Here is a 23,421-nt window from a genome sequence, read left to right as displayed (position 1 = left end):
CGTGTTGATAGCCGCGATCACGCTAACTCCGCCTGGACAAGTCGGCTCGGCGACACGGATGATGGCCCCGCCGCCGCCTGGTCGGCCGCCGTCGCGGCCAGAACCAGGAGGACACGCCACATGACACGGCTCCTGCGTGGAGTTATGTCCGCAGCACTGCTGTTGCCGCTCGTCGTTGTCTCGTCGGCCCACGCCACAGCCGACACGCAGAGCTCTGACCTGGGCAAAGCCGAGTTCACGGTGACGAACACGGCCACGAGCGTCGCGGCCCGCAGCGACCGCAGGCCCGTCGCGGGCGGGGTCTACGACCGCAAAGCCGGAAAGACCTTCATCTCGTGGGCCGGTCAGTACGAGGACAGCTACGTCCAGACGTACGACCACCGCAAGGCCGCCTGGTCCGCACCCAACCGGGTGGCGGACGGGGACAAGGACTCGCACAACTACCCGACCATGGTCCAGGCCCGGGACGGGCACCTGCTGATCTTCCGCGGCATGCACAACGTCGAGCTGCGCATGTCCCGCTCGCCCCAGGCGAACTCGGCCGACGGAGTCTGGGAAGAGACGCTGATCTCGAAGAACGCTGCCACGTACCCGATGCCGTTCGTCACGCGCGACGGCACGATCTACGTCTTCTACCGCGAGACGAGCCGCGACCTCGACCACGTGTCGCCGGTGGACACGCGTCCGATGCTCTACGTGGTGTCCAAGGACAACGGCAGGACGTGGAAGACCTCCACCGAACTGACCGGTGACCGGTTCGCGATCGGCTCGACCTCCCGCGCGGACAACATGAACGAGATCTACATCGGTCAGCTGCGGCAGGAGGACAACGGCCGGGTGCGGATCGCGTACACGCTCGCGGGTGGTGGCCCGGAAGGGCACCTGCACGACCGCTACCACCGCAACATGTACTACACGTGGTTCGACCCGAGGAACCTGCACTTCTACTCGGCGGCCGGCCGGGATCTGGGCACCCAGATCGACGACGCCGACCAGGAGACGTACCTCAAGATCGCGGACACCCCGTTGACCCTGCCGAACGGCGTGAAGTCCCCCGACTACATCCAGCTCGTGGGCACCACGCTGGGCCGGCCGTTCGTGCTGTGGTTCACCGGTGACGACGCCAAGGGACCGCTGCACGACTACCTGTCCACCTGGAACGGTCGCGCGTGGGAGACCAAGGAGATCGCACGCGGTCTGCGCACCCGTGACATGGAGCAGCTCGACCCGTTCACCTGGCGCGTCTACGCCACCGAGGACGGCAAGCCGAACGTGAACACCTATCTGGTCCGCCTCGGCCGCACGTGGGCCCCGGAGACCGTCATCCCGACGGCCAAGCCGGTGCAGCGCGTCGAGGTCGTGACGAACTTCCGCGACCCGGCCCGCGCGATCTTCTCGGGCGCCTCCTCCGACCGAGACGTCTCGATCGCCGACGGCGACATCAGCGTGGCCGGCCTTACCCGCCGGTAACAGGCACGCGGGGAGCTTTCGTACTCTCCTGGAGTACGAGAGGGCCCCGCGTGCCGAACGGCAAACGCCCCCAGGACCGGCGCGGGTCCTGGGGGCGTTCGTCTCAGAGGTGCTGATTACTCAGCAGCACCGGCCTTCTTGCGGCGCACGAAGAACAGGGCACCGATACCGGCACCGACGAGCGCCAGACCGCCGACGAGCGGCCACAGGATCGACGCACCGGTGTAAGCCAGGTTGTCGTCGGTGCTGCCACCCGGAGCCGGGTTGTTGGTCGTCGTGGTGGTGGTCGGCGCCGTGGTGGTCGTCGTGGTCGTGGTCGTGGTGGTCGTCGTGGTCTGCTTCTCACCGACGACCCAGTCGGCCTTGGCGTCCTTGGCGACCTTGACCTTCGAGTCCTGCGCGATGACCAGCGACTGCGTGCGGTAGCTGGAGTCCATGGCGACGAACAGGCGGCCGGCGTGCAGCGTGGCCTCGGCGGAGACGTTCATCTTCGCCTCGCCCTTGGGGGCGCCTTCCGGCACGTTGACGAAGAACTCGGAGACCTTGTCGCCCTCGGCCTTGGCGGTCAGCTCGGACTTGCCGCCCTTCTTCTCGACGTTGAGCGGCTTGCCGTCGGCGTCGGTGATGGCCACGCCGTCAGGGAGCTCCGCGGTCAGCTTCAGCTCGTTCGCGGACGTGGTGACCTTGAACGGGCCGATCTTCTGGCCGGACTTGCCGGACTGGGAGGTCGGCTCGATCTCCAGCGTCGGCTTGGGCTGCGTCTTGAGGTCCTGAGCCTGCTCGATCAGCTTCTTGTAGAGCTTGACGACGTCGGCGTCCGCTTCCTTGTGGCCGGACGTCGCGCCGGTGATCTCGATGCCGTCGCTGAAGTGCCAGATCGCGGCCTGCGTGGCGGCGATCGCCTCTTCCGAGTCGTAGTCACCGTCGTACAGCTTGTCGAGCTCGTTCGTGCTCTTCGACGGGAAGGAGTTGGTCAGGATCCAGAGGACCTTGCCCGCGTTCTCCTTGAACTTGGTGTTCGGGTTGGGGTGCTTGTCCCAGTCGACTTCCTTGAGACCCTTGTTCTTGTCCAGGTCGGTCGGCAGCTCGACGCAGTACGAGAAGACCAGGCTGTCCTTGCCGTCCTCCTGCAGCTTGAGCGGGATGAGCTTGGTGCCGTACTCCTTCTCGTCACGCGCACCCTGCGGCAGGGTCTTCTTGTCGATGGTGACCGAGTACCCGAACTTCTTGTAGGGGTCCGGCTCGACGGGCTTGACGACCACGTCGGCGGACGCCGCCAGCGTCGACATGGACATAAGGGCGGTGGCGCCCAGCAGCGCCGCGCCGATCCTCAACCGGGAAGCCATGGGTCTCCTTGCTCGCTGAAGTTAGCCCGAACGCGGGGAAGTAGTGGCCCGTCAGAACGGTCGATGTGCGGTGATCGACACTGAACCGACAGGAAGCGACGGCGACACTAGCCGATCGAGCGACACCCGATGGGGTGAGGTATGAGGGCCACTACAAACCGGTCGTGACCAGCGAAAAGCTACTCACGGTGTCCACAGTGGATAGGCCCGCGATGCATAAGATTTGTCAGGTGACGTTAGATTCGTTGCCGAACAGTTATCAATTGAGGCGTTTGCTACGGCTGATCTGCGGCAGCGGTTCAGGCCTCATGCCACCAATTCGGTAACTTCCACCGGTCGAATGTCGCCGGGACGCAGTGAAGTGCCGCGCAGACACATCTCGCGGGGCTCCGGGCGGCGGCCGGTGAGAATCCACCGGGTGAGCCCGGCCAGCTGGTAGGCGATGAGCGGCGGAACGGCGTCGCCGACGTGCCGGTAGGCGTTGCCGAGAATCGACACGTCGAACCGGAACTGCCGCGGAAAGCCCTGCAGCAGCGCCATCTCCCGGACCGTGCACAGGCGGTGCTGCTCGGGGTGGGCATAACGCCCGTTGCCGACGTGGCCGCATTCGCGCTTGATCGTCCGCGCCGGTTCGTCCCACCACATGCGGCCGTAGACGTCCGGGTGCGAACCCCAGTTCTGCTGTTCGACGATCTTGCGCTGGGCCGGGTTCAGCAACTCAGCGGTCTCCGGCGACCGGAGCAGATCCGCCCACGAACCGCCGTTCGCGGGAATTGCACGCATTCGTTCCAGGCTGCGGTCCTGAGAAAACGTCGGCGACACGTGAATGGGGTCTTCCGGATCGGCCAGACCCGCCTCGATCCGCGGCAGCTTGCCGATCGCGCGCCGGACCGTGATCGCGGACGGGCGGACGACCCGGCCCTCCCACAGGTCTTCCATGGTGAGCAACGGCAGGCCCTCGTCGACCGCGACCATCAGCGTGCGCTCGCGCAGCTGCGGCAGGCCGAACTTGGACAGCATGTGCGTGCCGCCCGCGACCGCGTAACCGATTCGGGTGAGTTCCTCGGCGAGGCTGTCGAAGTGGTGGCGCTGCTTGCCCTTCACGAGCTCGCGGGCGTTCTCGACCAGCACGACCTTCGGGCGCAACTCCTGCGCGTAGACGGCGATGCGGCCCACGAGAGAGTTGCGAGGGTCGTCGCGCAGGTGGTTCTGGGCGGTGATGCGGCTGAAACCCGAGCACGGCGGGCAGGCCAGCAGCACGTCCAGTTCACCGCGGCGCAGGCCCCAGACCTCGCGCAACGCCGCCGGCGACACCTTCGAGAGGTCGACCTCCAGCGGGTCGACGCCGATGTTCGCGCGGTACGTGTCGTTGCAGCGCAACGAACCCAGGCGGGATGACGGCTTGCCGATCTGCGCGTCGGCGGCACCGACGACCCGGAAGTCGCGGTGGGCGTGGAAGCCGAAGCTCATGCCGCCCGCACCCGAGAAGATGTCGGCCACCGAAAAGGACACCACGAGATCGTACGGGCGAGGCTCCGAGGAGCCTTCCGTGACATCCCGTACCTTTCCGCTCTATGGAGCTGCCGCGTGCGTGGCAACGGCCTGATCCGTTGCGTGGACTCGACAGGATTTCCTGGGTCGAGGTCTACGACGGCCGGGGTGGCGCCGGTCGCGTGCCGCGTCTGCTCCGCTCGCTCATGGACCCCTGCGCCGACGTGCGGCTGGACGCGCTCAGCTCGTTGGCGGACCGGCTGCTGACCGACGACACGGTCTCCGAGGCCTCGTTCTGCGCCGTGCCGTTCCTGGTGGAGCTGGGGGCGTCGTACAAGGTCGCGGGCGACGTGCGCGACCGGGTGATCTTCCTGCTGGCCGCCATGGCGTTGGCGGGCAAGGGGTTCACCGAGGACGGCCGGCGCACGCACCGCCGGTGGAACGCGCTCGGCCGCGAACTCCCCCGCACGGCACCCGATTGGCTGACGCAGACCAGGCACGCCGTGGCCCAGGGCGCGGCGAAGATCTTCGAGGCGCTCGCGTCGGAACGGGTGGCGTGCCTCGTCGCGCTGGCCTGTGCCGTGCCGGAGAAGCTGCCGTCGTTCGTCGTCGGGCTGATCCAGGACATGACCGACCTGCCCGGCGAGGAGATGCTCGCCGACGCCGCCGAGATCGCCGTGGCGCTGCTCAAGCAGTCGCCGGAATTACTGGGCGTGGACCTGCCGCGGCCGAAGGTGCTCGGCGAAGGGCTGGTGCGTCCGGCGCACCAGCCCCGCGAGGTCGCCGCGGCCCTGATGGGCTACCGGTTCGCCCTCATCTCCGCGTACGGCGACGAGGGCGCCTGGTAGGACCTCTCAGGCGATCACGGCCTCTTCGATGATCGGCTGCTCGACCTGGGCCTCGTCCTCGACCGCGATCGCGGGTTCCAGGGCGCCGAGGCCCGTCCCCCACTCCTGGTCCGCCAGCGCGAACGCGGCGACCGTCAGCGCGGCCACGGGCGCCCCGACGGGCATGTTCTCGCGGTGCAGGTCGAGGTCCAGGCGGCCGCCGATCGGCGACGGGCTCAGCCGCAGCGTCGCGTGCGCGGGCTCGTCGGGGTGCGCCAGCCGGCACGCCCAGCCGGTGAAGATCACCCGGCGCTCGTCGACCTGGGTCGGTTGCACGGCACGGACGTTGGCGCCCACCGCACCCGAACGCAGGTTGTCCGCCGCCTGCAGGACGAGCTCCTCGAACTGCATGGAGGAGATGCCGAGGTCCCAGCCTGCGACCAGGGCGACCTGCACGAGCGCGAGCGGCAGCGACGGAACGGCGTCCTCGAAGCACACCATCGCGCCGCCGTAGCGGGTGTTGATCTCGGTCGGCAGGAAGCCGTCCTCGGTCGCGATGCCGTCCAGCGTGAACGTGCCGCGGTAACCGACGGTCTCGCGCAGGTGCTCGCCGACCCGGCGGGCCAGGTTGCGCATCTCGTCGCGGATCCACACGGGCGGGTCGTAGTACGACGCGCAGCCCGCGTAGAGGAACTTGGCCTGGCCCTGGCGGCGCGGCACGACCATCTCGATCGGACGCAGCACCGCGGTGCCGTCGGGGAACACGATGCCGTGCACGCTCACCGGAATGCCTTCCAGGAACGGCATGACGCGCACCTGCTCGCACTTGGGCGCGAGCACGTCGAAGGCCTCCTTGGCCTCCTCGTACGACCGCACGCGGCGCACGAAGTTGGCACCACCGTTGATCGCGGGGCCGTCACCCGACCAGACGACGCCGGCGCCGCGGTCGAGGATCTCCGAGGCGCCCCAGAGGCGTTCGAAGTCGAGGTCGAACACCATCGCGGGCGCGCGGCGAGCGGACAGCTCGTCCCACAGCGCGTCGATGGTGGTCTTGTTCTCCAGCTCGGCCCACTTGTGCTCACGCGCGTTGAGCACGGGACGGCCCTGGAAGGTGCCGATCTCGTTGTACGGCGTGCTGATCACGAGGGCCTCGGCCGCGGGGTCGAACTCCCCGAGGATCTTGCGGACCTGCGCCGAGGGCTTGGTCAGCAGCTTGCCCAGGCGACGCTGCTCCACCGCGACGAAGCCGCCCTTGATGCCCAGCGACACCCAGCGGGCGATCTCCGAATCATGCAGCGGGGCATGGTCGTCGGTATCCAGCACGAGCGTATGGCGAGCACCGAGCGCATGAAGCTCATGCGCACGTTTCGCCAGACGCGTGCCACCGGCCAGCACGACCAACCGGTCACCGAACAACCTGCCCAAGCGCTCGTTGAGCGCTGCGAAGACATGATCCATCGCCGAGAACCCGCTTTGAGAAGAAGCAGAAGGATGCGACCGGCGATCGCCGGGTGACGCGTAGCGTAGAGCCACCCGGTATGTGTGTCGAAGCACGGTCCGGCAACGGCCGGATGAATCTTGCGACGGGCCTGTCCGAACAGGCCCTTCGACAAGTGGATCAGTCGATGATCTATGTGCGCCCTAGGCGCGTGCCGCGTCCCGAAGGACCTGGTCAACGCGGTTGAGGAAGCTGCGCTTGGGGTTGATCGCGGGCAGCGGTGCGGTGAGCTCTGCTGGACCGGGCGTGGGTGCGGCTCCCACGATCTCGGCCACGTTGCGCAGGAACTCCTGCCGCTTGAACTCGTGCACGGCTACGTCGTGCAGGAGTCCGGCGATGCTCGTGTGCACAGCGCGATGGGGGTAACTCACTCGTGTGTTATCGGCGCAGTGAGGGTCGACCTTTAGGGTCAACTTGTGCGAGTTATGGTGACCGGCGCCACTGGGTACGTCGGCCGTGCTGTGGTGCGCGAGCTGCAGGTTCACGGACATGAACCGATTTTGTCGCGCCAGCGCCTCTCCGAGCCGTTCGGGCCGATCGACGCCGACGCGGTCATCCACCTGGCCGGTGCCGCCCGCGTCCGGGAGTCGTTCGAAGACCCGCTCCAGTACTACGCGGTGAACGTGGGCGGGACACTGAATCTGCTGAAAGCGTTGGAGGGACAGCGATTCCTCCTCGCGTCGACTGCCGGGGTGTACCGGCCGTCCGATGCACCGCTGATCGAGGACTCGGTCCGGGAACCCTCCTCGCCGTACGCCGCCACCAAGGCCGCCGCCGAGGACCTCGTGGCGTGGGCGGCACGGTCCGGACGCATCGGGGCGACCACGCTGCGTTTGTTCAACGTCGCTGGAGGTGGTGACACCGACACCACTCGGGTGATCACGCGTGCCGTGGCCGCGGCCGCCGGGACCGTGGCCGGCATGGAGGTCTACGGCGACGGAACGGCCGTGCGCGACTTCGTGCACGTGCGGGACGTCGCTTCGGCGTTCGTGATCGCTCTGGAGGCCTGTTCGGTCGGCGAGTCCTCGGTCTACAACGTCGGCGCCACGCCGGCGTCCATCCGGGACGTGCTCGCCGCCGTCGCCGAGGTGAGCGGACGGGAGGTGGACGTGACGTGGCGGCCGGCGCATCCCGGCGAGGTGCGCGTGCAGCGGGCGGACGTGGCACGACTGCGAGCGCTGGGCTGGCGGCCCTCGCACTCGGCGCTCACCGACATCGTCAAGGACCAGTGGCTCGCTTCGGCACCGGTACCCGGTCGAGGTCCTTCGCGATGACGATCTCGCCGTCGAACTCCCGCGCCGCCTCGGCGTGGAACTCGGCGGGATCCTCGTAGCGCTGGGAGAAGTGGGTCAGCACCAGCTTGCGGACGCCCGTCTCCCTCGCGACGCGGGCCGCCTGCTGGGCGGTGAGGTGGCCGTGGTCGCCCGCCAGCTTCGCGTCGCGGGCGAGGTAGGTCGACTCGATCACCAGCAGGTCCGCCTGGTCGGCGAGCTCGTAGACGTTGTCGCACAGGCGGGTGTCCATGACGAACGCGAACTTCTGGCCCCTGCGGGGTTCGCTGACGTCTTCGAGCTTGACGCCGCCGAGCTCGCCCTGCTGCTGGAGCACGCGGACCTGCGGGCCCCCGATGCCGTGCTCTCTGAGCTTCTCGGGGAGCATGCGGTGGCCGTCGGGCTCGACCAGCCGGTAGCCGAAGCTGTCGATGCCGTGGTCGAGCCGGTAAGCCTGCAGCGAGCCGAACTTGCCGTTCGCGATCTCGCCGTCGCCGTCGACCGGCACTTCCGCGATGTCCGCGGCGTCGTAGAAGGCGCTGGCGTAGCGGAGGCGTTCGAAGAAATGGGCGCCGCTGCGCGGGTAGTGGGCGTGGACGGTGTGCGGGACCCGGTCGAGGCTGAGCCGTTGCACGATGCCGGGCACGCCCAGGCAGTGGTCGCCGTGGAAGTGCGTGAGGCAGATCCGGGTGATGTCGCTCGCAGCCGCGCCCGAGCGCAGCAGCTGCCGCTGGGAGCCGTCACCGGGGTCGAAGAGGAAGCCCTCGCCGTCCCACCTCAGCAGATAGCCGTTGTGGTTGCGCTGGCGCGTGGGAACCTGGCTGGCCGTTCCCAGGACGATCAGTTCCCGGACTGTCACCCCCTGACGTTAACGTCTGTCCCATGCAGAGCGTGGAAGTGGCGGCGTCGTGGCCCGCCTCGAACGTCGCGGTGGCCGTGGTGTCCGGCGGTGCCGTCGTGGGCTCGTTGGGCGATCAGCAGCGCGTGTTCCCGCTCGCGTCGGTCACGAAGCTGCTCACGGCCTACGCGGTGCTGGTGGCCGTCGAGGAGGGCGCGGTCGAGTGGGACCAGCCGGCCGGTCCTCCCGGCGCGACCGTGCGGCACCTGATCGCGCACACGGCCGGGTACGCGTTCGACAAGCCCGAGGTGCAGGCCGCGCCGGGCACCCGCCGCATCTACTCGAACGCGGGCTTCGACGTGCTGGCCGATTTCGTTTCGGACGCCTGCGAGATGCCGTTCGCGACTTATCTGCACGAGGCCGTCTTCGCGCCGTTGGGGATGAATTCCTCGGCCCTGGTCGGTTCGGCCGGCGCGGGCGCCGAGTCGTGTGCCGCCGATTTGGCTTTGTTCGCGGCCGAGCTGCTGTCGCCGAAGCTGGTCTCGTCGGAGCTTGTGCGCGAGGCGACCTCGGTCGTCTTTCCCGGACTGAACGGCGTCCTGCCTGGTTACGGCATGCAGAAGCCGAACGACTGGGGTCTCGGCTTCGAAATCCGGGACGGCAAGTCACCGCACTGGACCGGGCTTTCCTTCTCGCCGCGGACGTTCGGGCACTTCGGCCAGTCCGGCACTTTCCTCTGGGTCGACCCGGACATTTCCGCGGCCTGCGTGGCGTTGACGGACCTGCGTTTCGGCCCGTGGGCGGTCGAGGCGTGGACGCCGTTCTCCGACGGCGTCCGCGCGGAGCTCAGTCAGCGAGCCTGAGCGCGAGCTGCCGGAGCACCTCCTTCACGTCGGCGTCCTCGCAGTCGTTCTCGTACGCCTGCGCGACGCCGTGGAAGGCGTAGAGCAGTCCCGCGGTGAACCAGCCGAACTGCCCGAGCACCTGGTCCATGGCCTGCTTGAGCGCCTGGGCGCCGGCCTCGTTCAGGTCCCCGTCGACCTTGACCTCGTAGCTGAACACGCCCTCCTGCAACGACTTGAGGGCCGTGCGCAGGTAGTCGCCCGACTCGTCGGCGTCGTAGGTGAGCGTCAGGACGCCGAGCGCCCGCTGCATGATCTCCCGCTGGTCCACACGCCAACTCTGCCCTGTCGGGTCACCGCGCGACACCCCAGCGCACCCATGCGGGGTCCTCGGGGACGAGCTGCCGTTCGAAGGCCTCCGCGATCGACTCGACGTCCCACTCCGCCTGCTCGATCACCGGCTCCTTCGGGCTCGTCTGCCCCATGACGTGCAACCGCCCGTTGGCGAACCGGATCAGCTGCCCGGTGACCTTCGCCGCCCGGTCGCTGAGCAGGTACGTGACCAACGGCGCGATCGTTTCGGGCGGCCCACCGGGGACGGCCTGGCTGTCCGCCGCCGCCATCCGCGTCCAGGCGACCGGGCACACGGCGTTGACCCGGATCCCCTTGTCTTGCAGCTCGTTCGCCGCACCGGCCGTGATGCTCGCGACGGCACCCTGGGACGCGCTGTAGGCCAGCGCCGTCGGCTGCCCGGCCATGGCGACCGAGCCGAGGTTGACGATCGAGCCCCGCCGCATGCTCTGCACGGCCGCGTTGGTGCAGTAGAGCGTGCCCAGCACGTTGACCTCGATGAGCTGACGCATCTTCGCGGGATCGTCCTGGCCGATCACGGCCTGGTAGCGGATGCCGGCGTTGTTGACGAGCCCGTCGATCCGCCCGAACGCGGCCGTGCAGGTGTCCACCGCGGCCTGCGCCTGCTCGGGATCCGTGACGCTGCCGGCACTGACGACCGCCCGCCCGCCCTTGAGGGTGATCAGCTCCGCAACCTGCCTGGCAAGGGGCTCGTCCACGTCGTTGATCACCACAGCGGCCCCGCTGTTGGCCGCGTGGGTGGCGAACGCCCGCCCCAAACCCTGCCCGGCACCGGTGACCACCACGGCCTTGCCCGCCAGAATCGCCATACTTCGAGTGTGGCCAAACGTGCTCACTGAGCGGTCAGTCAGGTCGGCGAGTGGCCGCTGTCCGCGCCGAACGGCGTACTTGGAACGACGACCGGTCAGCCGGATTTCTCAACCGGTTTCCGCAGATCAACCACTGTGGAATCGATTGCTGCGCGGGTTCGTCCTCAGTAGAAGGTGCGCTAATCGAAGTCGTACACGACGGTGTCGACATCCTGCTTCAGGAGAGTCTCCGCGATGATCGGCTCGACCCGCTCCCACCGCCCGCCGGCCAGCCCGCAACCGATGCGCGGCATGTGCACGCTCGCACCCAGACGCTTGGCGTGCCCGGCCAGCGCCACCAGACACCGCTCGATCGCCTCGTACCGGACCGGCGGTCCGTTGCTGCCCGTGCGAGTGCCGCGCTGCCCGACCATGTTCGCGACCCAGATGTCGGGCTTGACCTGAACCAGCTGCGTCGCGCCGAGCCCGAAGTCGTTGCCCGCGCGCCCCCGATGCCATTCGCGGTAGGCCCGTTCCGGCTCCGGCCACCGCTTCGACAGGGCCAGCACGAACCCCTTGCCCCACCCGCCCAGGTCGTTGCAGACGTGCGCGATGATCTTCGGCCCTTTGGCCTGGAGGCTCGTCGCGTCCCCCTTGATCACCCGCAGCGTGCGCATGCGGCGATGCTGCCTCTGCGACGGTTCACCTGTCGACGCGTTATCGTCAGCGCCGGTAGCTGTAGTGGACGAAGCCCGGGAAGTACGTGCCCAGCTTGTCGTAGAGCGAGCGGGCCTCGGCGTCCTCCAGCGTGTTCCAGTAGAGGCCGCGAAAACCGTGCTCCTCGGCGTCCCGCGCCACCCACCTGATCATGGCCGTGGCAACGCCTCGGCGCCGCACCGCGGGGTCGACGAACAGGTCGGCCAGGTAGCAACGCCCGGAGACACCCCAGACGCTCGCGTGGAACACGTAGTGGGCGACGCCGACCATCCTGCCGTCGAGCCACGCTCCGATTCCGCGCGTCTCCCCGCCGAGCAGGCGCCGCCAGGTGCGCTCGTAGTCCTCGTCGGTGCGCTCGGTCCCGAAGTGGGCGTCCTTGCCGCGGATCAGCGGTTCCCAGCTGTCACGGTCGGCCTCGGCCAAGAAGTCGATCTCCACCATGAAGCCATCCTGCACGCTACGCTCGAACGCTGAGGAAGGCGGTGATCAACCTGGACGACGTGAACACCGTGGCCGGATTCCTCATCACGTGGATCATCCGCGACTCGGAGCGGTCCCGGAACCAGGAGATCGACCGGCGCCTGGAAGAGCTCGCCCGCGCCGTGACCGAGAAGCTCGACGACTCACTGATCTCTCGCGTGCGGGCCGAGGTCAGCCAGACGACGGAACTGCGCCCGCGCACCAGGAAAAAGCTCGTTTCCGCCCTGACCACGGCCACCGAGGTCGACCGCGAGTGGGCAGAACTGCTCCACGACCTCGTCGCCACGCTGCAGACGATCACCGACGAAGCCGCGGCGCCGCCGGACTCCACACCTCCCGCCCTCTACATCACCAACGTGGTCACCGGACCGGTCAACGGCACACTCATCCAAATCGGCAACGCCCCCGGCGACACCTGCTGAACGCAATAGGTGGGTCATGTAGGCGCGAAGCCCCCGGCTGGGGTCTGGGGGCTCGGCCCCAGAAGACAACGAGAGAGCCCCTTGTTTGCGCATTCCGCAAACAAGGGGCTCCGACGATCGAGCGCGCTCGACAGGATTCGAACCTGTAACCTTCTGATCCGTAGTCAGATGCTCTATCCGTTGAGCTACGAGCGCAGGTCTTCAATTATAACCGATCCCCTAGAGGCTCGGCCTTGCGGAGGCTCCGGGATTTGAACCCGGGATGGGGGGTTACCCCAAACCGCATTAGCAGTGCGGCGCCATAGACCAGACTAGGCGAAGCCTCCCGGGACCATCCTTGGCCACGACGCATAGGTTACACAGGTCCGCGACCGAGTTGCAAAACGCCCCCCTCTAACCCCGAAACGTGCTGGTCAGAGCACGTGCAGAGGGCTTGAGAGGGGCGTTAAACGCCTGTTCGCGCGAGACGGAGTGATCTAGATCATCCCGAGGCGAGTTCCAGGAACGGTTGGAGGGACTCGGGATTGCGGAGCGCGCCGCGGCTGACGGCCTTCTCCGGGTCGGCGCCGGCGAGGATCTTCTTCACCGGGACCTCGCACTTCTTGCCGTTCAGCGTTCTGGGGATCTCGGCGACGGCAACGAAGCGGTTCGGGACGTGGCGCGGGGACAGGGAGGAGCGCAGCTCCTTTCGCAGCAACGGTTCCACGTCCGCCAACGAGACGCCGTCGAGGACCACGAAGCAGAGCAGTTCGCCCTCGGTGACGCCGGAGGTGTCGATCACCAGTGAGTCGACGACGCCCGGGATGGACTCGACCACGCGGTAGAACTCCGAGGTGCCCATGCGGACGCCGCCCCGGTTCAGGGTCGAGTCGGAGCGGCCGTAGATCACGGCCGAGCCTCGCGGGGTGATGCGGATCCAGTCGCCGTGGCGCCAGATTCCGGGATAGGTGTCGAAGTACGCGTCGCGCAGGCGGGAGCCGTCCGCGTCGCCCCAGAAGAAGACCGGCATGGACGGCATGGGCTTGGTGATCACGAGCTCGCCGACGGCGTCGTCCAGGGCGTTGCCCTCCTCGTCGAACGCGAGGACGGACGCGCCCAGGGCTCGACAGGAGAGCTCGCCGAGCCAGACCGGGCGGTCCGGGGAGGCGGCGACGAAGGCCGTGCACAGGTCGGTGCCGCCGGAGACCGAGGCGATCTGGACGTCCTTGCCGACGGCCTCGGCGATCCAGCGGAAGCCTTCCGGGGTCAGGGGGGCGCCGGTCGAGCCGACCACGCGCAGGCCCGTCAGGTCGTAGCGGGTGGACGGGGTGAGGCCCTCCTTCAGGCACGACTGGACGTACGGGGCCGAGGTGCCGAAGTAGGTGACGCGGTGCTGTTCTGCCAAGTGCCACAACGTGTCCAGCGACGGGTAGGCCGGGCTGCCGTCGTACAGGACGATCGTGGTGCCGACCAGCAGGCCGCCGACCAGGAAGTTCCACATCATCCAGCCGGTGGTGGTGAACCAGAAGAAGCGGTCGCCGGGGCCGAGGTCGCTGTGCAGGGCGAGCATCTTCAGGTGCTCCAGGACGATGCCGCCGTGGCCCTGCACGATGCCCTTGGGCAGGCCCGTGGTGCCGGACGAGTAGAGCACCCACAGCGGGTGGTCGAACGGCACCGGCGTGAACTCCAGCGCGGCGCCGGCGAAGGAGCCGACCAGTTCGGTGAAGGAGTGGGTGTCCGGCAGCGTGGCGCCGTTGTCCAGGTAGTCGATCAGGATCGTGGCGCGCAGCGACGGGATCTGCGAGCGGATCTCCTCGACGACCGGGCGGCAGTCGAAGGACCGTCCGTTGTAGACGTAGCCGGAGACGGCGACGAACACGACCGGCGAGATCTGGGTGAAGCGGTCGGCGACCGCGCGGGCGCCGAAGTCCGGGGAGCAGGACGACCACGTGGCGCCCAGCGAGGCGGCCGCCAGGAAGGCGATCAGGGCCTCCGGGGCGTTCGGGACGAGGGCTACCACCCGGTCGCCGGCGGTGACGCCCAGAGAGGCCAATGCGGCCCGGAAAGCGGCCACCCGGGAGCGCAGGGCGCCGAACGTCAGGGTCGAGGCGGCGCCGTCCTCGCGGTGGAAGATCACGGCGAGGTCGTCGTCGGCGCCGCGGCGCAGCGCGTGCTCGGCGTAGTTCAGCGTCGAACCCGGGAACCACTGGGCGCCCGGCATCTCCGCCGAGCCCAGCACCCGGTCGAAGGGGGTGTGGAACCTGACGTCGAAGTACGAGGCGATGGCGCCCCAGAACCCCTCCAGGTCTGAGACGGACCACTCCCACAGCGACTCGTAGTCGGGGAAGTCGCGGTCACGCTCCGAGCGGAGCCATGACCGGAAGGCGGTCATCCCGTTGTCCCTCGTGGGGTCGGGGCGCCACAGCAGTTCGGCGTCGGTGTCGGTCATGCCCCATGTCTAGTTGAGGCGGAACCGCACGTCCATGTGTGATTGGCGGACACGACGTCCACCATCGGTGTGGAACTACCCCGCGGCCAGCAGCTCGTCGACCGCGCTGGTCAGCCGTGCCGCGTCGGCGGGGGCCAGCACGAGCCAGCCGTCCTGCTTGCGGAGGAGGTAGCGGCCCTCGCGGGTGTCGATCCACGACACCGAACGGCCCGTGGGGCGCGGTACGCCGTCGCGGTTGCGGGCGGTGAGGCCGAGTTCGCCGCCGCCGATCCGGGACGTCACGATGCGCAGCAACGTGTGCGCCTCGGGTTCGCGGATGCCGGCGTCGCGCAGGACGTCCAGGAACGCCTGCTTGCCGTCCTGCTCGCCCGCCTTGCCCGCCCGAACGTAGTCGTCCCAGCGCACGTTCACGGCACGGCCGGTGCCGGGCGCGAGGCCGGGTAACGACGACACGGTGGCGGAGGCCAGCGAGGTGGGGCGGAACGGGAACAGGTGCACGTCGTCGTTGACCCGCGCGGCGAACGCGCCGCCCCAGCCCGCGCAGGCGATGCCGCGGGCCAGTTCCGCTCCCTTGAAGTACGCGATCTCCAGCGCGCGGTCGAACTCGCCCAGGCCGCTCACCAGCGCACGCAGGTCCGGGTCCGGCCGGTGCACGGTGCCGAGCCCGCGGGCGTGCAGCGACTGCGAGCTCTCCTCGACGAGACGCTGCCGCGCCGCTCGGGTGGCGCCCACGTGGGGCGTGCCGAGCGGCACGACGCGATCTTCGCCGTGCACGGCTTGCCACAGCAGGAAGAACTCCTGCGAGCTCACCGTGAACTGGCGTTCGTTCACTGACCGATCACCGGCGGGGCCGCCTTGCGGTCCAGGCCGAAGACGTTGTCGTCCTCTTCCAGGTAGCTCGCGCTCTTGTGCTCGCGCGCGTCGTCACGGCCCTGACCCGCCCCCGGGGCACCGGCCATCGGCGCGCCGCCCATCGCGAGCGGGTTCTGGAACGCCTTGGTCTGGCCACCGGTCGACGACGACGCGGCCGCAGACGCGGCTCCGGCGGCGGAACGCTCGTTCACGCCCGCCAGCCCGCCCCCACCGGAAGGACCACCGGCACCGCCGCCACCGGCAGGGCCGCTCTGGTTGCCTGAGCCGGAGTTGAACGGACGGGACATGCCCACGCCCATGCCGCCGAACCCACCGCCACCGCCACCACCGCTGCCGCCACCGCGGACACCGGCGCCACCGCCGTAGTTGCGCGACGACGTGGCGTTCGTGGTGCCGCGGTTCGCACCGGCGGCCGTGGTCGCGACCGGAGCGCCGGCGCCACCGGCACCGCCGTCCGCGGTCGTGTTGTTGCGGGCCGCGAGGTCACCGCCGCCCAGCGTCGGGTTGGGGTTGACCGGGTTCACCGGAGGCGTGAACTGCGCGGGCACGGTCTGGTCGACCGCGGCCGAGTTGCGCTGGAACGCCGCCATCACGTCCGCCGCGCGGCGGTGAGAGGCGTCGTTGGCCGCGAGGGTCTCGACCGGGCTGGTGCCGAGGGTCTCGAAGCCCTGGAAGGCGGTGGACGTGGTGGGGGACGTGGTGAGCTGCTGGCGCAGCAGCGCGGCGTGGTCGGTCTCGATGCCCATGAGGCCCGCGGCCGAGTCCATCATGTTCAGCCGGTCCCGCACGAGCGTGGGTCGCAGCGGAACCGCCGGAGCCGTCGCCGTCACCGTGGCCGGCGACTCGACCTTGGCCGGGGGCGGCGGCATCGCGGCACGGGCGGCCTCGACGTTGTTGGTCTCGGTCGTGATCGCGGCGGCCACCTTGTGCGCGTAGTTCGACGTGTCGTCGACCCAGTTGGTGACCTCGGTCAGGCCGTCACGGGCGAGCCGGGCGGACTCGCTGTCCCAGCCGACCGTGGAGTCCTCCACGGCCTTGAGCAGGTGCTCGCGCACGCCGGCGATGTCCTCGCCGATCTTCTGCCAGTTCGTCGCAGCGGCCTGGGCACCGGCGAGGTTCACGCCGTTGTGCACCATGTTGTAGAGGTCCTCGTGCGAGTAGACCATCCAGTCGATCGGCTCGTGCAGCTTCTCGCGGTCGTATCTGTGGTCGTCGTAGGGCTGCGGCTTGTCCTTGCCGCTGTTGCCGTTGCCCTTGTTGTCGTGCGATGGCTGAGTCACCAGGACCCCCCGGCCTTGTTGAAGCCCTGTTTGGCTTCCTCGTCGGCATTGCGGGCGTTCTCGCGGTTCTTGTTCAACGCGGCGCTGATGTCGTCGAGGACCTTGAACAGGTCCAGCAACGCCTTCGCCGCGCCCGAGTCCTCGCCGACGGCGAGCTCGGAGAACCGCGCGCTGATCGCCTTCGCCACCGGGTTCTCACCGAACTGCAGCGGCGTCGCCAGCTGGTCGCTCGTGCGCTTCCACAGGTCCATCACCTGGTCCCGCGCGTGCTCGACCGCCTTGATCAACGCGTCGGCGGCGTCCTCGTCGAGCGTCAGCTTCCCGTTGTCCGCGGCCTGATCCAGCTTGGCCGCGGCATGGCTCGCCTCCGCCTTGTCCACCAGCATCTGTTGCTGGAGAACAGGTTTCACCGCCGCCAGCTGCTCCGCGGTGATCGGCGTGGTGGTCGCCGTCGAGACCGCGGGCGTTCCCGTGCCTGTCCCAGTGCCTTCAGCCATCCTCATAACCCCCTGCACTGCTTACTCGTCACCGCAGCACTGAGTGTTACTCACAGCTACACCCAGTCAGCCGTCCGAAGCATCCCTTAGATGTACCTGGATGACGGTTCGGTTCCAATCCGCCGTAAAGACTCTTACCTCATGTGTGCGTCGAACCAGTTCAACGCACGAGCCCACGCTTCGTCACTGGAAACGTCGAAACGGACCACATCCGACGCGGTTTCCGAGCTGATCACCGCATCCCGGAGCTTGCTCACCTCTTCGGAGTCGTCGTCGCGGTAGATGCCGAGCCACGGGCAGGTGAGGTCCGCTGCGACGTCCACCAGCGCGGGCAGCCCGTCCGACAGCGGTTCGAGAATGCCGGGCCCCGCAACGGTGACGGCCGCCCCGATCGTGCGACTCGCCGCGACCACCATCGCCACCGTGCCGCCGATGTCGAAGCCGACGACACCCATGCGGTCCGCGCTCACGCCCTGCTGGCCCAGCCAGACGAACGCGACGTCGGTGTCCTCCAGCAGGCGGTCGCCGGAGAGCTTGCTGACCTGGTCCCTGATGTCGTCGCCGTGCACGCGGTCCGCGTCGTAGAGGTGCGGTGCGATCGCGAGCCAGCCCTCCGCGGCCAGGCTGCTGACCAGCGAGCGAACGCCCTCGGTCATGCCACGGGCCTCATGCAGCACCACGAGCCCGCCGCGCACGGCGCTGTCGGGTTCGGCGATCGTCACCCGCAGCTCACGGCCGTCGGTGAGGGAAAGCGTCTCGATGCGGGTAGTGGTCATGTTTCTTACCCTTCCACGCCGGGGTGAACTCCAGTCAACGTGACCAGTCGGACGGAGCAATGCGAGGATCGGTGGCATGACCGTGCGAACTCGTGCTGACCTGGCGTCCCTGCCGTCCTACGTGCCCGGCAGGACCATCCCGGGCGCCATCAAGCTCGCGAGCAACGAGGTGTCCGCCGGACCGCTCCCGAGCGTCGTCAAAGCGATCGCCGAGGCGGCGACCGCTGTCAACAGGTACCCCGACTCGGGCTGCACCGAACTCACCGGCCGGCTCGCCGACAAGCTCGGCGTCCCCGCGGACCACCTCGCCCTCGGCTGCGGCTCGGTGACCCTGTGCCAGCAGCTCGTCCAGGCGACGTGCACCGAGAACGACGAGGTGCTGTTCGCGTGGCGGTCGTTCGAGGCCTACCCGATCGTCACGCACGTGGCCGGCGCGCGGCAGATCCGCGTGCCGTTGACCTCCGAGCACGTGCACGACCTGGACGCGATGGCCGCGGCGATCACGCCGAACACCCGGATGGTCTTCGTCTGCAACCCGAACAACCCGACCGGCACCGCGCTGCGCACCGAGGAGATCGAGGCGTTCATCGCGAAGGTGCCGCGCGACGTGCTCGTGGTGCTCGACGAGGCCTACAAGGAGTTCGTCGACGACGCGCACGTGCCGGACGGCGTCGAGCTCGCCAAGCAGCAGTGGGCGGCGGGCCACGACAACGTGGCGGTGCTGCGGACGTTCTCCAAGGCGTACGGCCTCGCGGGCCTGCGGGTCGGTTACGCGGTCGCACCGCCGGTCGTCGCCGACGCGCTGCGCAAGGTCTACGTGCCGTTCTCGGTGAACGCTCTCGCCCAGGTCGCCGCCATGGCGTCGCTGGACGCCGAGGACGAGCTGATGGTCCGCTGCCGCGCGATCGTGGCCGAGCGCACCCGCGTCCGCGGCGAACTGCTCGCGATGGGCTACGAGGTGCCGGAGACCCAGGCGAACTTCGTGTGGCTGCCGCTGGGCGAGCGCACGGCCGCGTTCAACGAGCACTGCCTGGCGCACAAGGTCGTCGTGCGCGCGTTCGCGGGCGAGGGTGCCCGCGTGACGATCGGTGAGCCGGACGAGAACGACGCCTTCCTGGCCGCCGCCCGCGCGTTCACTTCATGAGCAGCTGAACGATCGCCGCGACTCCCACCACCACGATGACGCCGCGCAGCACGGCCGGTGGGAGTTTGCGGCCGATCTTGGCCCCGATCTGGCCGCCGACCACGGAACCGACGGCGAGCAGCAGCACGGCCTCCCACGCCACGTCGGCGATGAAGATGAACAGCACGCCGGCGATCAGGTTCACGAACGCGGTCAGCAGGTTCTTCAGCGCGTTCATCCGCTGCAGGTGCTCGTTGACGAGCACGCCCATGATGCCCATGACCAGCACGCCCTGCGCGGCACCGAAGTAGCCGCCGTAGATGCCCGCGGCGAAGACCCCGAGCCACAGCAGCACGCCGCCGTCGTTGTCGCTCCTGCGGTGCGAGAGCTTGCGGTTGAGCCACGGCTGGATCACCACGAGGACCAGCGCGATCACGATCAGCACCGGCACGATCGCCTGGAACGCCTTCGCGGGCAGCGTCACCAGCAGGATCGCGCCGAGGATGCCGCCCAGGATCGACGCCGGCAGCAGCTTCGCGATGCGCGACCTCTGCCCCTTGAGCTCCTCGCGGTAGCCCCAGGCACCCGAGAGCGAGCCGGGCACGAGCCCCAGGCTGTTGGAGACGTTCGCGACCACGGGCGGATAGCCGACGGCGAGGAGCACGGGGAACGTCACGAGCGTGCCGCTGCCGACGACGGTGTTGATGCCGCCCGCGAACACACCCGCGATGACCACGGCGATTGCTTCCCAGACCGTCATGTCACCCCCAGGTACCCGATGGTTAGCGACGCTAACACTCCACTCGGGACGGCGAAGTGTGGCGCTGACGACAACAGGGCCCGCACCCGGTGCGGGTGCGGGCCCTGTTGATCATCAGCTATGCCCTGCGACGGCGCCCGATCACGCTGGCGCCGAAGCCGAACGCCACCAGTAGCGCACCGACCAGGCCGAGGCCGAGCACGCTGGCACCGGTCTTCGCGAGCGCCTCACCGCTTCCGCCCGCGGCGGCCCTGACCGGCGGGACGTTCGCGCCCGGCTGCTGGTCCTCCGGCAGCGGGTAGCCGGGGTCCTGCGCCTCGGGGCCCGGCACCCGCAGCATCACCTGGACCTTGGGCTCCCCCGCCGTCACCAGGAAGAACTGGTTGGCGAGCCGCCGGTAGTCGACCTGCCACGGCCCTTCCAGGACGATCTCGTACCGGCCGAGCGGCAGGTCGGTGACCTTGAACAGGCCGGTCTCGTCGGTGATCGTGCGAGCGGCGATCTTCTTGGACATGTGGTCGACCAGCACCACGACCGCGCCGGCGACCGGGCTCTGCTCCGCGCCCTGCACGAGCTTGCCGAGGGCGTCGTTGCGCTGGCCGGGCACCCGGAACTCGGCGTGCGAGTAGGCGGCACCGCGGTCGGACGTGTCGGGAGCGAAGTAGCAGCTGGCCGTCGCGTAGCCGATGGACACGGCGTCCTTCGGCTGCTCGCCGGACACCCGCCACGTCCGCTTCTCGCCGTTCTTCAGCGGCACACCCGCGCCGCCGGACACCAGCTCGCCCCAGCCGGGACCGGAGTTGCGCACGTCGCCGGGGTCCCCGCTGTAGCAGAGCGCCTTCACCGACGGCAGGTCCGCGCCCGTGCGGTTCTCCAGCGTGATGTCGAGCTCGTAGTTCTCACCGGGCGCGTACTCGTGCTTCACGAAGCTCAGCGTCGCGAAGAGCTTGTCGGACAACGGACGCACCGTGCCGATCTCCAGCACCGACTCGGCGCCGGCGCTGACGGTGAGCTGGTCCAGCTCGTTGCGCACCCAGCCCTCGTCACCGCCCCAGATCCACACCTTGAAGACGCCGACGGGGAGGTTCTTGAACGCCACCCGGCCCGACGCGTCGGTCTTGCCCTGCTGAGCGTCGAAGGGACGCGTGCCACCGGAGACCAGGACGTTGACGTTCGGCAGGTCCTCACCCGCGTCCCGCTGCTTGTTGCCGTTGCGGTCGGCGTACACGACGACCGCCGCGTCACCGCTGAGGTAGGTCACGGGAGCACTCGCGGTCGCGGAGTTGTTGGCGCCGTTGACGTCCCCGTACGACACGGTTTCCAGCTTCAGCCAGACCTTGCCGTCCTGGAGGTAGTACGGCGCCCGTCCGAGCAGGGTGATCGTCTTGCTCTCCCCCGGCCAGAGGCTGACCTTGCGGTCGTAGTTGAGGTCTCCGAACTGCGACTGGTCGAAGTCCAGCTGACCGCCGGTGACCAGCCCGGTCCGCAGGTACACCTCGTGGGCGTAGCCGGTGCCGACGTTCTTGACGGTGACGTTGACCCGCATCGGCTCGGCGATGTCGTAGGTGTCCTTGTCGAACTTCGCGGTCACCTCGAAGTCGGGCCGGTCCGCGGCGGGCGCCGGCACCTCGACGTCGCTCGGCGTGAGCCGCAGGTCGAGGTCGTTGCGCTGGTCCGGGCGGACGTCGAGGGTGAACTCCTTGCCGTCGCTCGGCTTCCACTTGCCCGAGACGACCAGCACGACCTTGCCGGCCGGCGCGTCGTAGATCCACGCGTCGCCGTTGGAGTTGGACGTGACGTCCTTGAGCGGGTGGCGCGTGGCCGCGTCGAGCACGGCGACGTTGGCGCCGCGGACCGGCTCGCCCTTCGCGTCGTTGACCAGGTGGAGGTTGACCGTGCCGAACACGCCGCGCACGGACGCGTACGCCGTGCCCGCGTAGGCGTAACCGTCGCGGTTGGCGCCGTTGTTGCCGAACGAGCAGCTCGCGTAGAAGGTCTGGAACGACAGGTCCTTCGGCACGCTGTCGGTGACCCGCACGACCTTCGTCTCACCGGCTGCCAGCGCGACCCCCGCGCCGTCGGGGCGCAGCGCCTTCCAGCCCTCGCCGGTGCCGGCGAGGTAGCCCGTGCCGGTAGTGCAGACCGCGACGACGCCGGTGAGCGGCACGCTGCCGCGGTTGGTCAGCGTGACGTTGAGCCCGACCTCCTCGGCCGGCGTGTACGACGGCTTGTCGAACGCGACCGAGGCGGACAGCGCGTTGCTGACCGGTGCCACCAGCGGCACGTCGAGGCGGGTGTCCCTGTTCTGCTCGACCACGAAGTCGCTGCGGCCGGGCTGCACGACGTAGCCGCCCGAACCGGAGTACCGCACGGAATACCTGCCGGTGGGCACGCTCCGGGTGACGAACTCGCCCTTGTCGTTGGTGAAGGCGGAGGCCGAGGTCTTCGGCGTGCCGCCGTTGATCTCGACCGAGGCGTTCGCCAGGCCCTCGCCGTCGTCGAAGCGGCCGTTGCCGTTCTTGTCGACGTAGAGGACGCCGGACGCGGTGCCCTTGTCCTGGCGCACCTTGATGTTCAGGTTCGTGCCGTTGTCGCCCGGCGTCGGGTCGGCCACGCCGTCCACGGTCGCGCGGAACAGGAACGGCACGGCGTCATCGGTCGCCGACGACGGCCGCAGCACGACCCGGAAGACCTTCTGGCCGCCCGGCGGGAGCGACGGCCGCGAGCTCAGCTCGTCGGCACCGCTCACCAGCCAGGCCCTGGTGCTCTCGTGGCCCAGCCGGATGTTCAGCGCCGGGGCCTCGCCCTTGTTGGTCACGGTGAGCGTGAGGCCGATGTCGTCGCCGGGCAGGAAGTCGGGCTTGTCCGGAGCGACCCGCACGGAGAGGTCCGGCAGCTTCTCGTTCATGGTCGCCGGAAGCGGCGGCGGAGCGATCTTGCGCTCCTCCTGCACCGGCTTCGTGTCCGGAGTGGACGGTGCCGGCGTGCTCGGCTCCGTCGAGGGCGTCGGCGACGGCTGCTCCGAGGTGGACGGAGACGTGCTCGGCTCGGTCGTCGGCGCAGGCGTGGAGGTGGACGTGGGCGTCGGCTCGGCGCTGGAGCTCGGCGTCTCCGGCTCCTGCGCGAGCGCGCCGGTCGTGGCGCCGCCGAACGCGAGCGCGGCAGCGGTGGTCAAGGCCCCGATCCTGAGCAGGGCACGGCTGACCGACTTCTCGGACAAAGGAATCCCCCAAAGACCCCAGTAAGGCAGAACAGCGTCAAGCTACCTCAGAAAAACCGCAGGTGAAACCGTTTACCGACCTCACACGCTCCACTGTGGAGG

At 68.9% G+C, this 23,421-nt stretch carries 23 protein-coding genes and 2 tRNA genes; 7 read left to right on the top strand and 18 right to left on the bottom strand.

Annotated elements, in window-relative coordinates; translation table 11 throughout:
- Positions 1 to 144 precede the first annotated feature (144 nt).
- Positions 145 to 1,470, top strand: coding sequence for a BNR-4 repeat-containing protein (locus tag ACWEIJ_RS10330; protein WP_449836833.1), 1,326 nt, complete (start codon positions 145 to 147; stop codon positions 1,468 to 1,470).
- 116 nt (positions 1,471 to 1,586) lie between these two features.
- Here the strand turns inward: ACWEIJ_RS10330 and ACWEIJ_RS10325 are convergent, their stop codons facing one another.
- Positions 1,587 to 2,816 carry a thioester domain-containing protein gene (locus ACWEIJ_RS10325; RefSeq protein WP_449836832.1) on the bottom strand — a complete coding sequence of 410 codons (1,230 nt, stop codon included), beginning with the start codon at positions 2,814 to 2,816 and terminating at the stop codon, positions 1,587 to 1,589.
- Positions 2,817 to 3,122: 306 nt separating this feature from the next.
- Positions 3,123 to 4,328: a DNA cytosine methyltransferase gene (locus ACWEIJ_RS10320; RefSeq protein WP_449836831.1), complete on the bottom strand. Its 1,206-nt coding sequence runs from the start codon at positions 4,326 to 4,328 to the stop codon at positions 3,123 to 3,125.
- 62 nt (positions 4,329 to 4,390) lie between these two features.
- On the opposite strand from ACWEIJ_RS10320, the gene ACWEIJ_RS10315 reads away from it, so the two are divergent.
- Complete coding sequence (locus ACWEIJ_RS10315) at positions 4,391 to 5,155, top strand: hypothetical protein (protein ID WP_449836830.1); 765 nt, start codon at positions 4,391 to 4,393, stop codon at positions 5,153 to 5,155.
- A gap of 6 nt (positions 5,156 to 5,161) precedes the next feature.
- On the opposite strand, the gene ACWEIJ_RS10310 is transcribed toward ACWEIJ_RS10315, so the two are convergent.
- On the bottom strand, positions 5,162 to 6,457 hold the full coding sequence (locus ACWEIJ_RS10310; RefSeq protein WP_449836829.1) for a hypothetical protein: 1,296 nt from the start codon (positions 6,455 to 6,457) through the stop codon (positions 5,162 to 5,164).
- A gap of 318 nt (positions 6,458 to 6,775) precedes the next feature.
- A complete protein-coding gene (locus ACWEIJ_RS10305) occupies positions 6,776 to 6,982 on the bottom strand; it encodes a hypothetical protein (RefSeq protein WP_355446493.1) in 207 nt (68 codons plus the stop codon).
- 75 nt (positions 6,983 to 7,057) lie between these two features.
- Between ACWEIJ_RS10305 and ACWEIJ_RS10300 the strand changes: the two genes are divergently transcribed.
- Positions 7,058 to 7,906, top strand: a complete 849-nt coding sequence (locus ACWEIJ_RS10300) for an NAD-dependent epimerase/dehydratase family protein (protein WP_449836876.1) — start codon at positions 7,058 to 7,060, stop codon at positions 7,904 to 7,906.
- Here the strand turns inward: ACWEIJ_RS10300 and ACWEIJ_RS10295 are convergent.
- On the bottom strand, positions 7,851 to 8,762 hold the full coding sequence (locus tag ACWEIJ_RS10295) for a ribonuclease Z (RefSeq protein WP_449836828.1): 912 nt from the start codon (positions 8,760 to 8,762) through the stop codon (positions 7,851 to 7,853). The two genes, ACWEIJ_RS10300 and ACWEIJ_RS10295, sit on opposite strands and share 56 nt — an antisense overlap.
- A gap of 23 nt (positions 8,763 to 8,785) precedes the next feature.
- On the opposite strand from ACWEIJ_RS10295, the gene ACWEIJ_RS10290 reads away from it, so the two are divergent.
- Positions 8,786 to 9,604: a serine hydrolase domain-containing protein gene (locus tag ACWEIJ_RS10290; RefSeq protein WP_449836827.1), complete on the top strand. Its 819-nt coding sequence runs from the start codon at positions 8,786 to 8,788 to the stop codon at positions 9,602 to 9,604.
- On the opposite strand, the gene ACWEIJ_RS10285 is transcribed toward ACWEIJ_RS10290, so the two are convergent.
- The 4 genes from ACWEIJ_RS10285 to ACWEIJ_RS10270 form a co-directional block, all read right to left on the bottom strand.
- Positions 9,588 to 9,914, bottom strand: coding sequence for a hypothetical protein (locus ACWEIJ_RS10285; protein WP_355446481.1), 327 nt, complete (start codon positions 9,912 to 9,914; stop codon positions 9,588 to 9,590). The two genes, ACWEIJ_RS10290 and ACWEIJ_RS10285, sit on opposite strands and share 17 nt — an antisense overlap.
- Before the next feature lie 22 nt (positions 9,915 to 9,936).
- The gene (locus ACWEIJ_RS10280) at positions 9,937 to 10,764 is read right to left on the bottom strand and encodes an SDR family NAD(P)-dependent oxidoreductase (RefSeq protein WP_449836826.1); all 828 of its coding nucleotides are present in this window, start codon (positions 10,762 to 10,764) and stop codon (positions 9,937 to 9,939) included.
- A 179-nt stretch (positions 10,765 to 10,943) separates the two neighbouring features.
- Entirely contained in the window at positions 10,944 to 11,420 is a 477-nt protein-coding gene (locus tag ACWEIJ_RS10275; RefSeq protein ID WP_449836825.1) for a macro domain-containing protein, read from the bottom strand.
- A 46-nt stretch (positions 11,421 to 11,466) separates the two neighbouring features.
- Complete coding sequence (locus tag ACWEIJ_RS10270; protein ID WP_449836824.1) at positions 11,467 to 11,901, bottom strand: N-acetyltransferase family protein; 435 nt, start codon at positions 11,899 to 11,901, stop codon at positions 11,467 to 11,469.
- A 41-nt stretch (positions 11,902 to 11,942) separates the two neighbouring features.
- Between ACWEIJ_RS10270 and ACWEIJ_RS10265 the strand changes: the two genes are divergently transcribed.
- A complete protein-coding gene (locus ACWEIJ_RS10265; protein WP_449836823.1) occupies positions 11,943 to 12,362 on the top strand; it encodes a hypothetical protein in 420 nt (139 codons plus the stop codon).
- A gap of 122 nt (positions 12,363 to 12,484) precedes the next feature.
- Here ACWEIJ_RS10265 and ACWEIJ_RS10260 read toward each other — a convergent pair.
- The 7 genes from ACWEIJ_RS10260 to ACWEIJ_RS10230 all read right to left on the bottom strand — a co-directional run bounded on the left by ACWEIJ_RS10260 (position 12,485) and on the right by ACWEIJ_RS10230 (position 18,216).
- Positions 12,485 to 12,557 (bottom strand) — tRNA-Arg (locus ACWEIJ_RS10260).
- A 41-nt stretch (positions 12,558 to 12,598) separates the two neighbouring features.
- Positions 12,599 to 12,688 (bottom strand) — tRNA-Ser (locus ACWEIJ_RS10255).
- Between the two features lie 155 nt (positions 12,689 to 12,843).
- Positions 12,844 to 14,790 (bottom strand): acetoacetate--CoA ligase, encoded by a 1,947-nt coding sequence (locus tag ACWEIJ_RS10250; protein WP_449836822.1) that lies wholly within the window; start codon positions 14,788 to 14,790, stop codon positions 12,844 to 12,846.
- A gap of 75 nt (positions 14,791 to 14,865) precedes the next feature.
- On the bottom strand, positions 14,866 to 15,621 hold the full coding sequence (locus ACWEIJ_RS10245) for an ESX secretion-associated protein EspG (protein WP_449836821.1): 756 nt from the start codon (positions 15,619 to 15,621) through the stop codon (positions 14,866 to 14,868).
- The gene (locus tag ACWEIJ_RS10240; RefSeq protein ID WP_449836820.1) at positions 15,618 to 16,943 is read right to left on the bottom strand and encodes a PPE domain-containing protein; all 1,326 of its coding nucleotides are present in this window, start codon (positions 16,941 to 16,943) and stop codon (positions 15,618 to 15,620) included. Before ACWEIJ_RS10240 ends, ACWEIJ_RS10245 begins: the two co-directional genes overlap by 4 nt.
- Positions 16,940 to 17,440, bottom strand: a complete 501-nt coding sequence (locus ACWEIJ_RS10235; protein ID WP_449836819.1) for a hypothetical protein — start codon at positions 17,438 to 17,440, stop codon at positions 16,940 to 16,942. The genes ACWEIJ_RS10240 and ACWEIJ_RS10235 overlap by 4 nt, the downstream gene beginning before the upstream one ends.
- 134 nt (positions 17,441 to 17,574) lie before the next feature.
- Entirely contained in the window at positions 17,575 to 18,216 is a 642-nt protein-coding gene (locus tag ACWEIJ_RS10230; RefSeq protein ID WP_449836818.1) for a dienelactone hydrolase family protein, read from the bottom strand.
- A 76-nt stretch (positions 18,217 to 18,292) separates the two neighbouring features.
- Between ACWEIJ_RS10230 and hisC the strand changes: the two genes are divergently transcribed.
- Entirely contained in the window at positions 18,293 to 19,360 is a 1,068-nt protein-coding gene (hisC, locus tag ACWEIJ_RS10225; RefSeq protein ID WP_449836817.1) for a histidinol-phosphate transaminase, read from the top strand.
- Here hisC and ACWEIJ_RS10220 read toward each other — a convergent pair.
- Together ACWEIJ_RS10220 and ACWEIJ_RS10215 are read right to left on the bottom strand one after the other, a co-directional pair.
- Positions 19,350 to 20,099 (bottom strand): sulfite exporter TauE/SafE family protein, encoded by a 750-nt coding sequence (locus tag ACWEIJ_RS10220; RefSeq protein WP_449836816.1) that lies wholly within the window; start codon positions 20,097 to 20,099, stop codon positions 19,350 to 19,352. The two genes, hisC and ACWEIJ_RS10220, sit on opposite strands and share 11 nt — an antisense overlap.
- 118 nt (positions 20,100 to 20,217) lie before the next feature.
- Positions 20,218 to 23,007 (bottom strand): carboxypeptidase regulatory-like domain-containing protein, encoded by a 2,790-nt coding sequence (locus ACWEIJ_RS10215; RefSeq protein WP_449836815.1) that lies wholly within the window; start codon positions 23,005 to 23,007, stop codon positions 20,218 to 20,220.
- On the opposite strand from ACWEIJ_RS10215, the gene ACWEIJ_RS10210 reads away from it, so the two are divergent.
- On the top strand, positions 23,006 to 23,344 hold the full coding sequence (locus ACWEIJ_RS10210; protein WP_449836814.1) for a hypothetical protein: 339 nt from the start codon (positions 23,006 to 23,008) through the stop codon (positions 23,342 to 23,344). The genes ACWEIJ_RS10215 and ACWEIJ_RS10210 overlap by 2 nt on opposite strands.
- Positions 23,345 to 23,421: the final 77 nt, after the last annotated feature.

It is taken from the genome of Lentzea sp. NPDC004789 (assembly GCF_053601075.1).
Note: the sequence above shows the minus strand (reverse complement) of the source record. Positions and strands in the feature narration are given on the sequence as shown.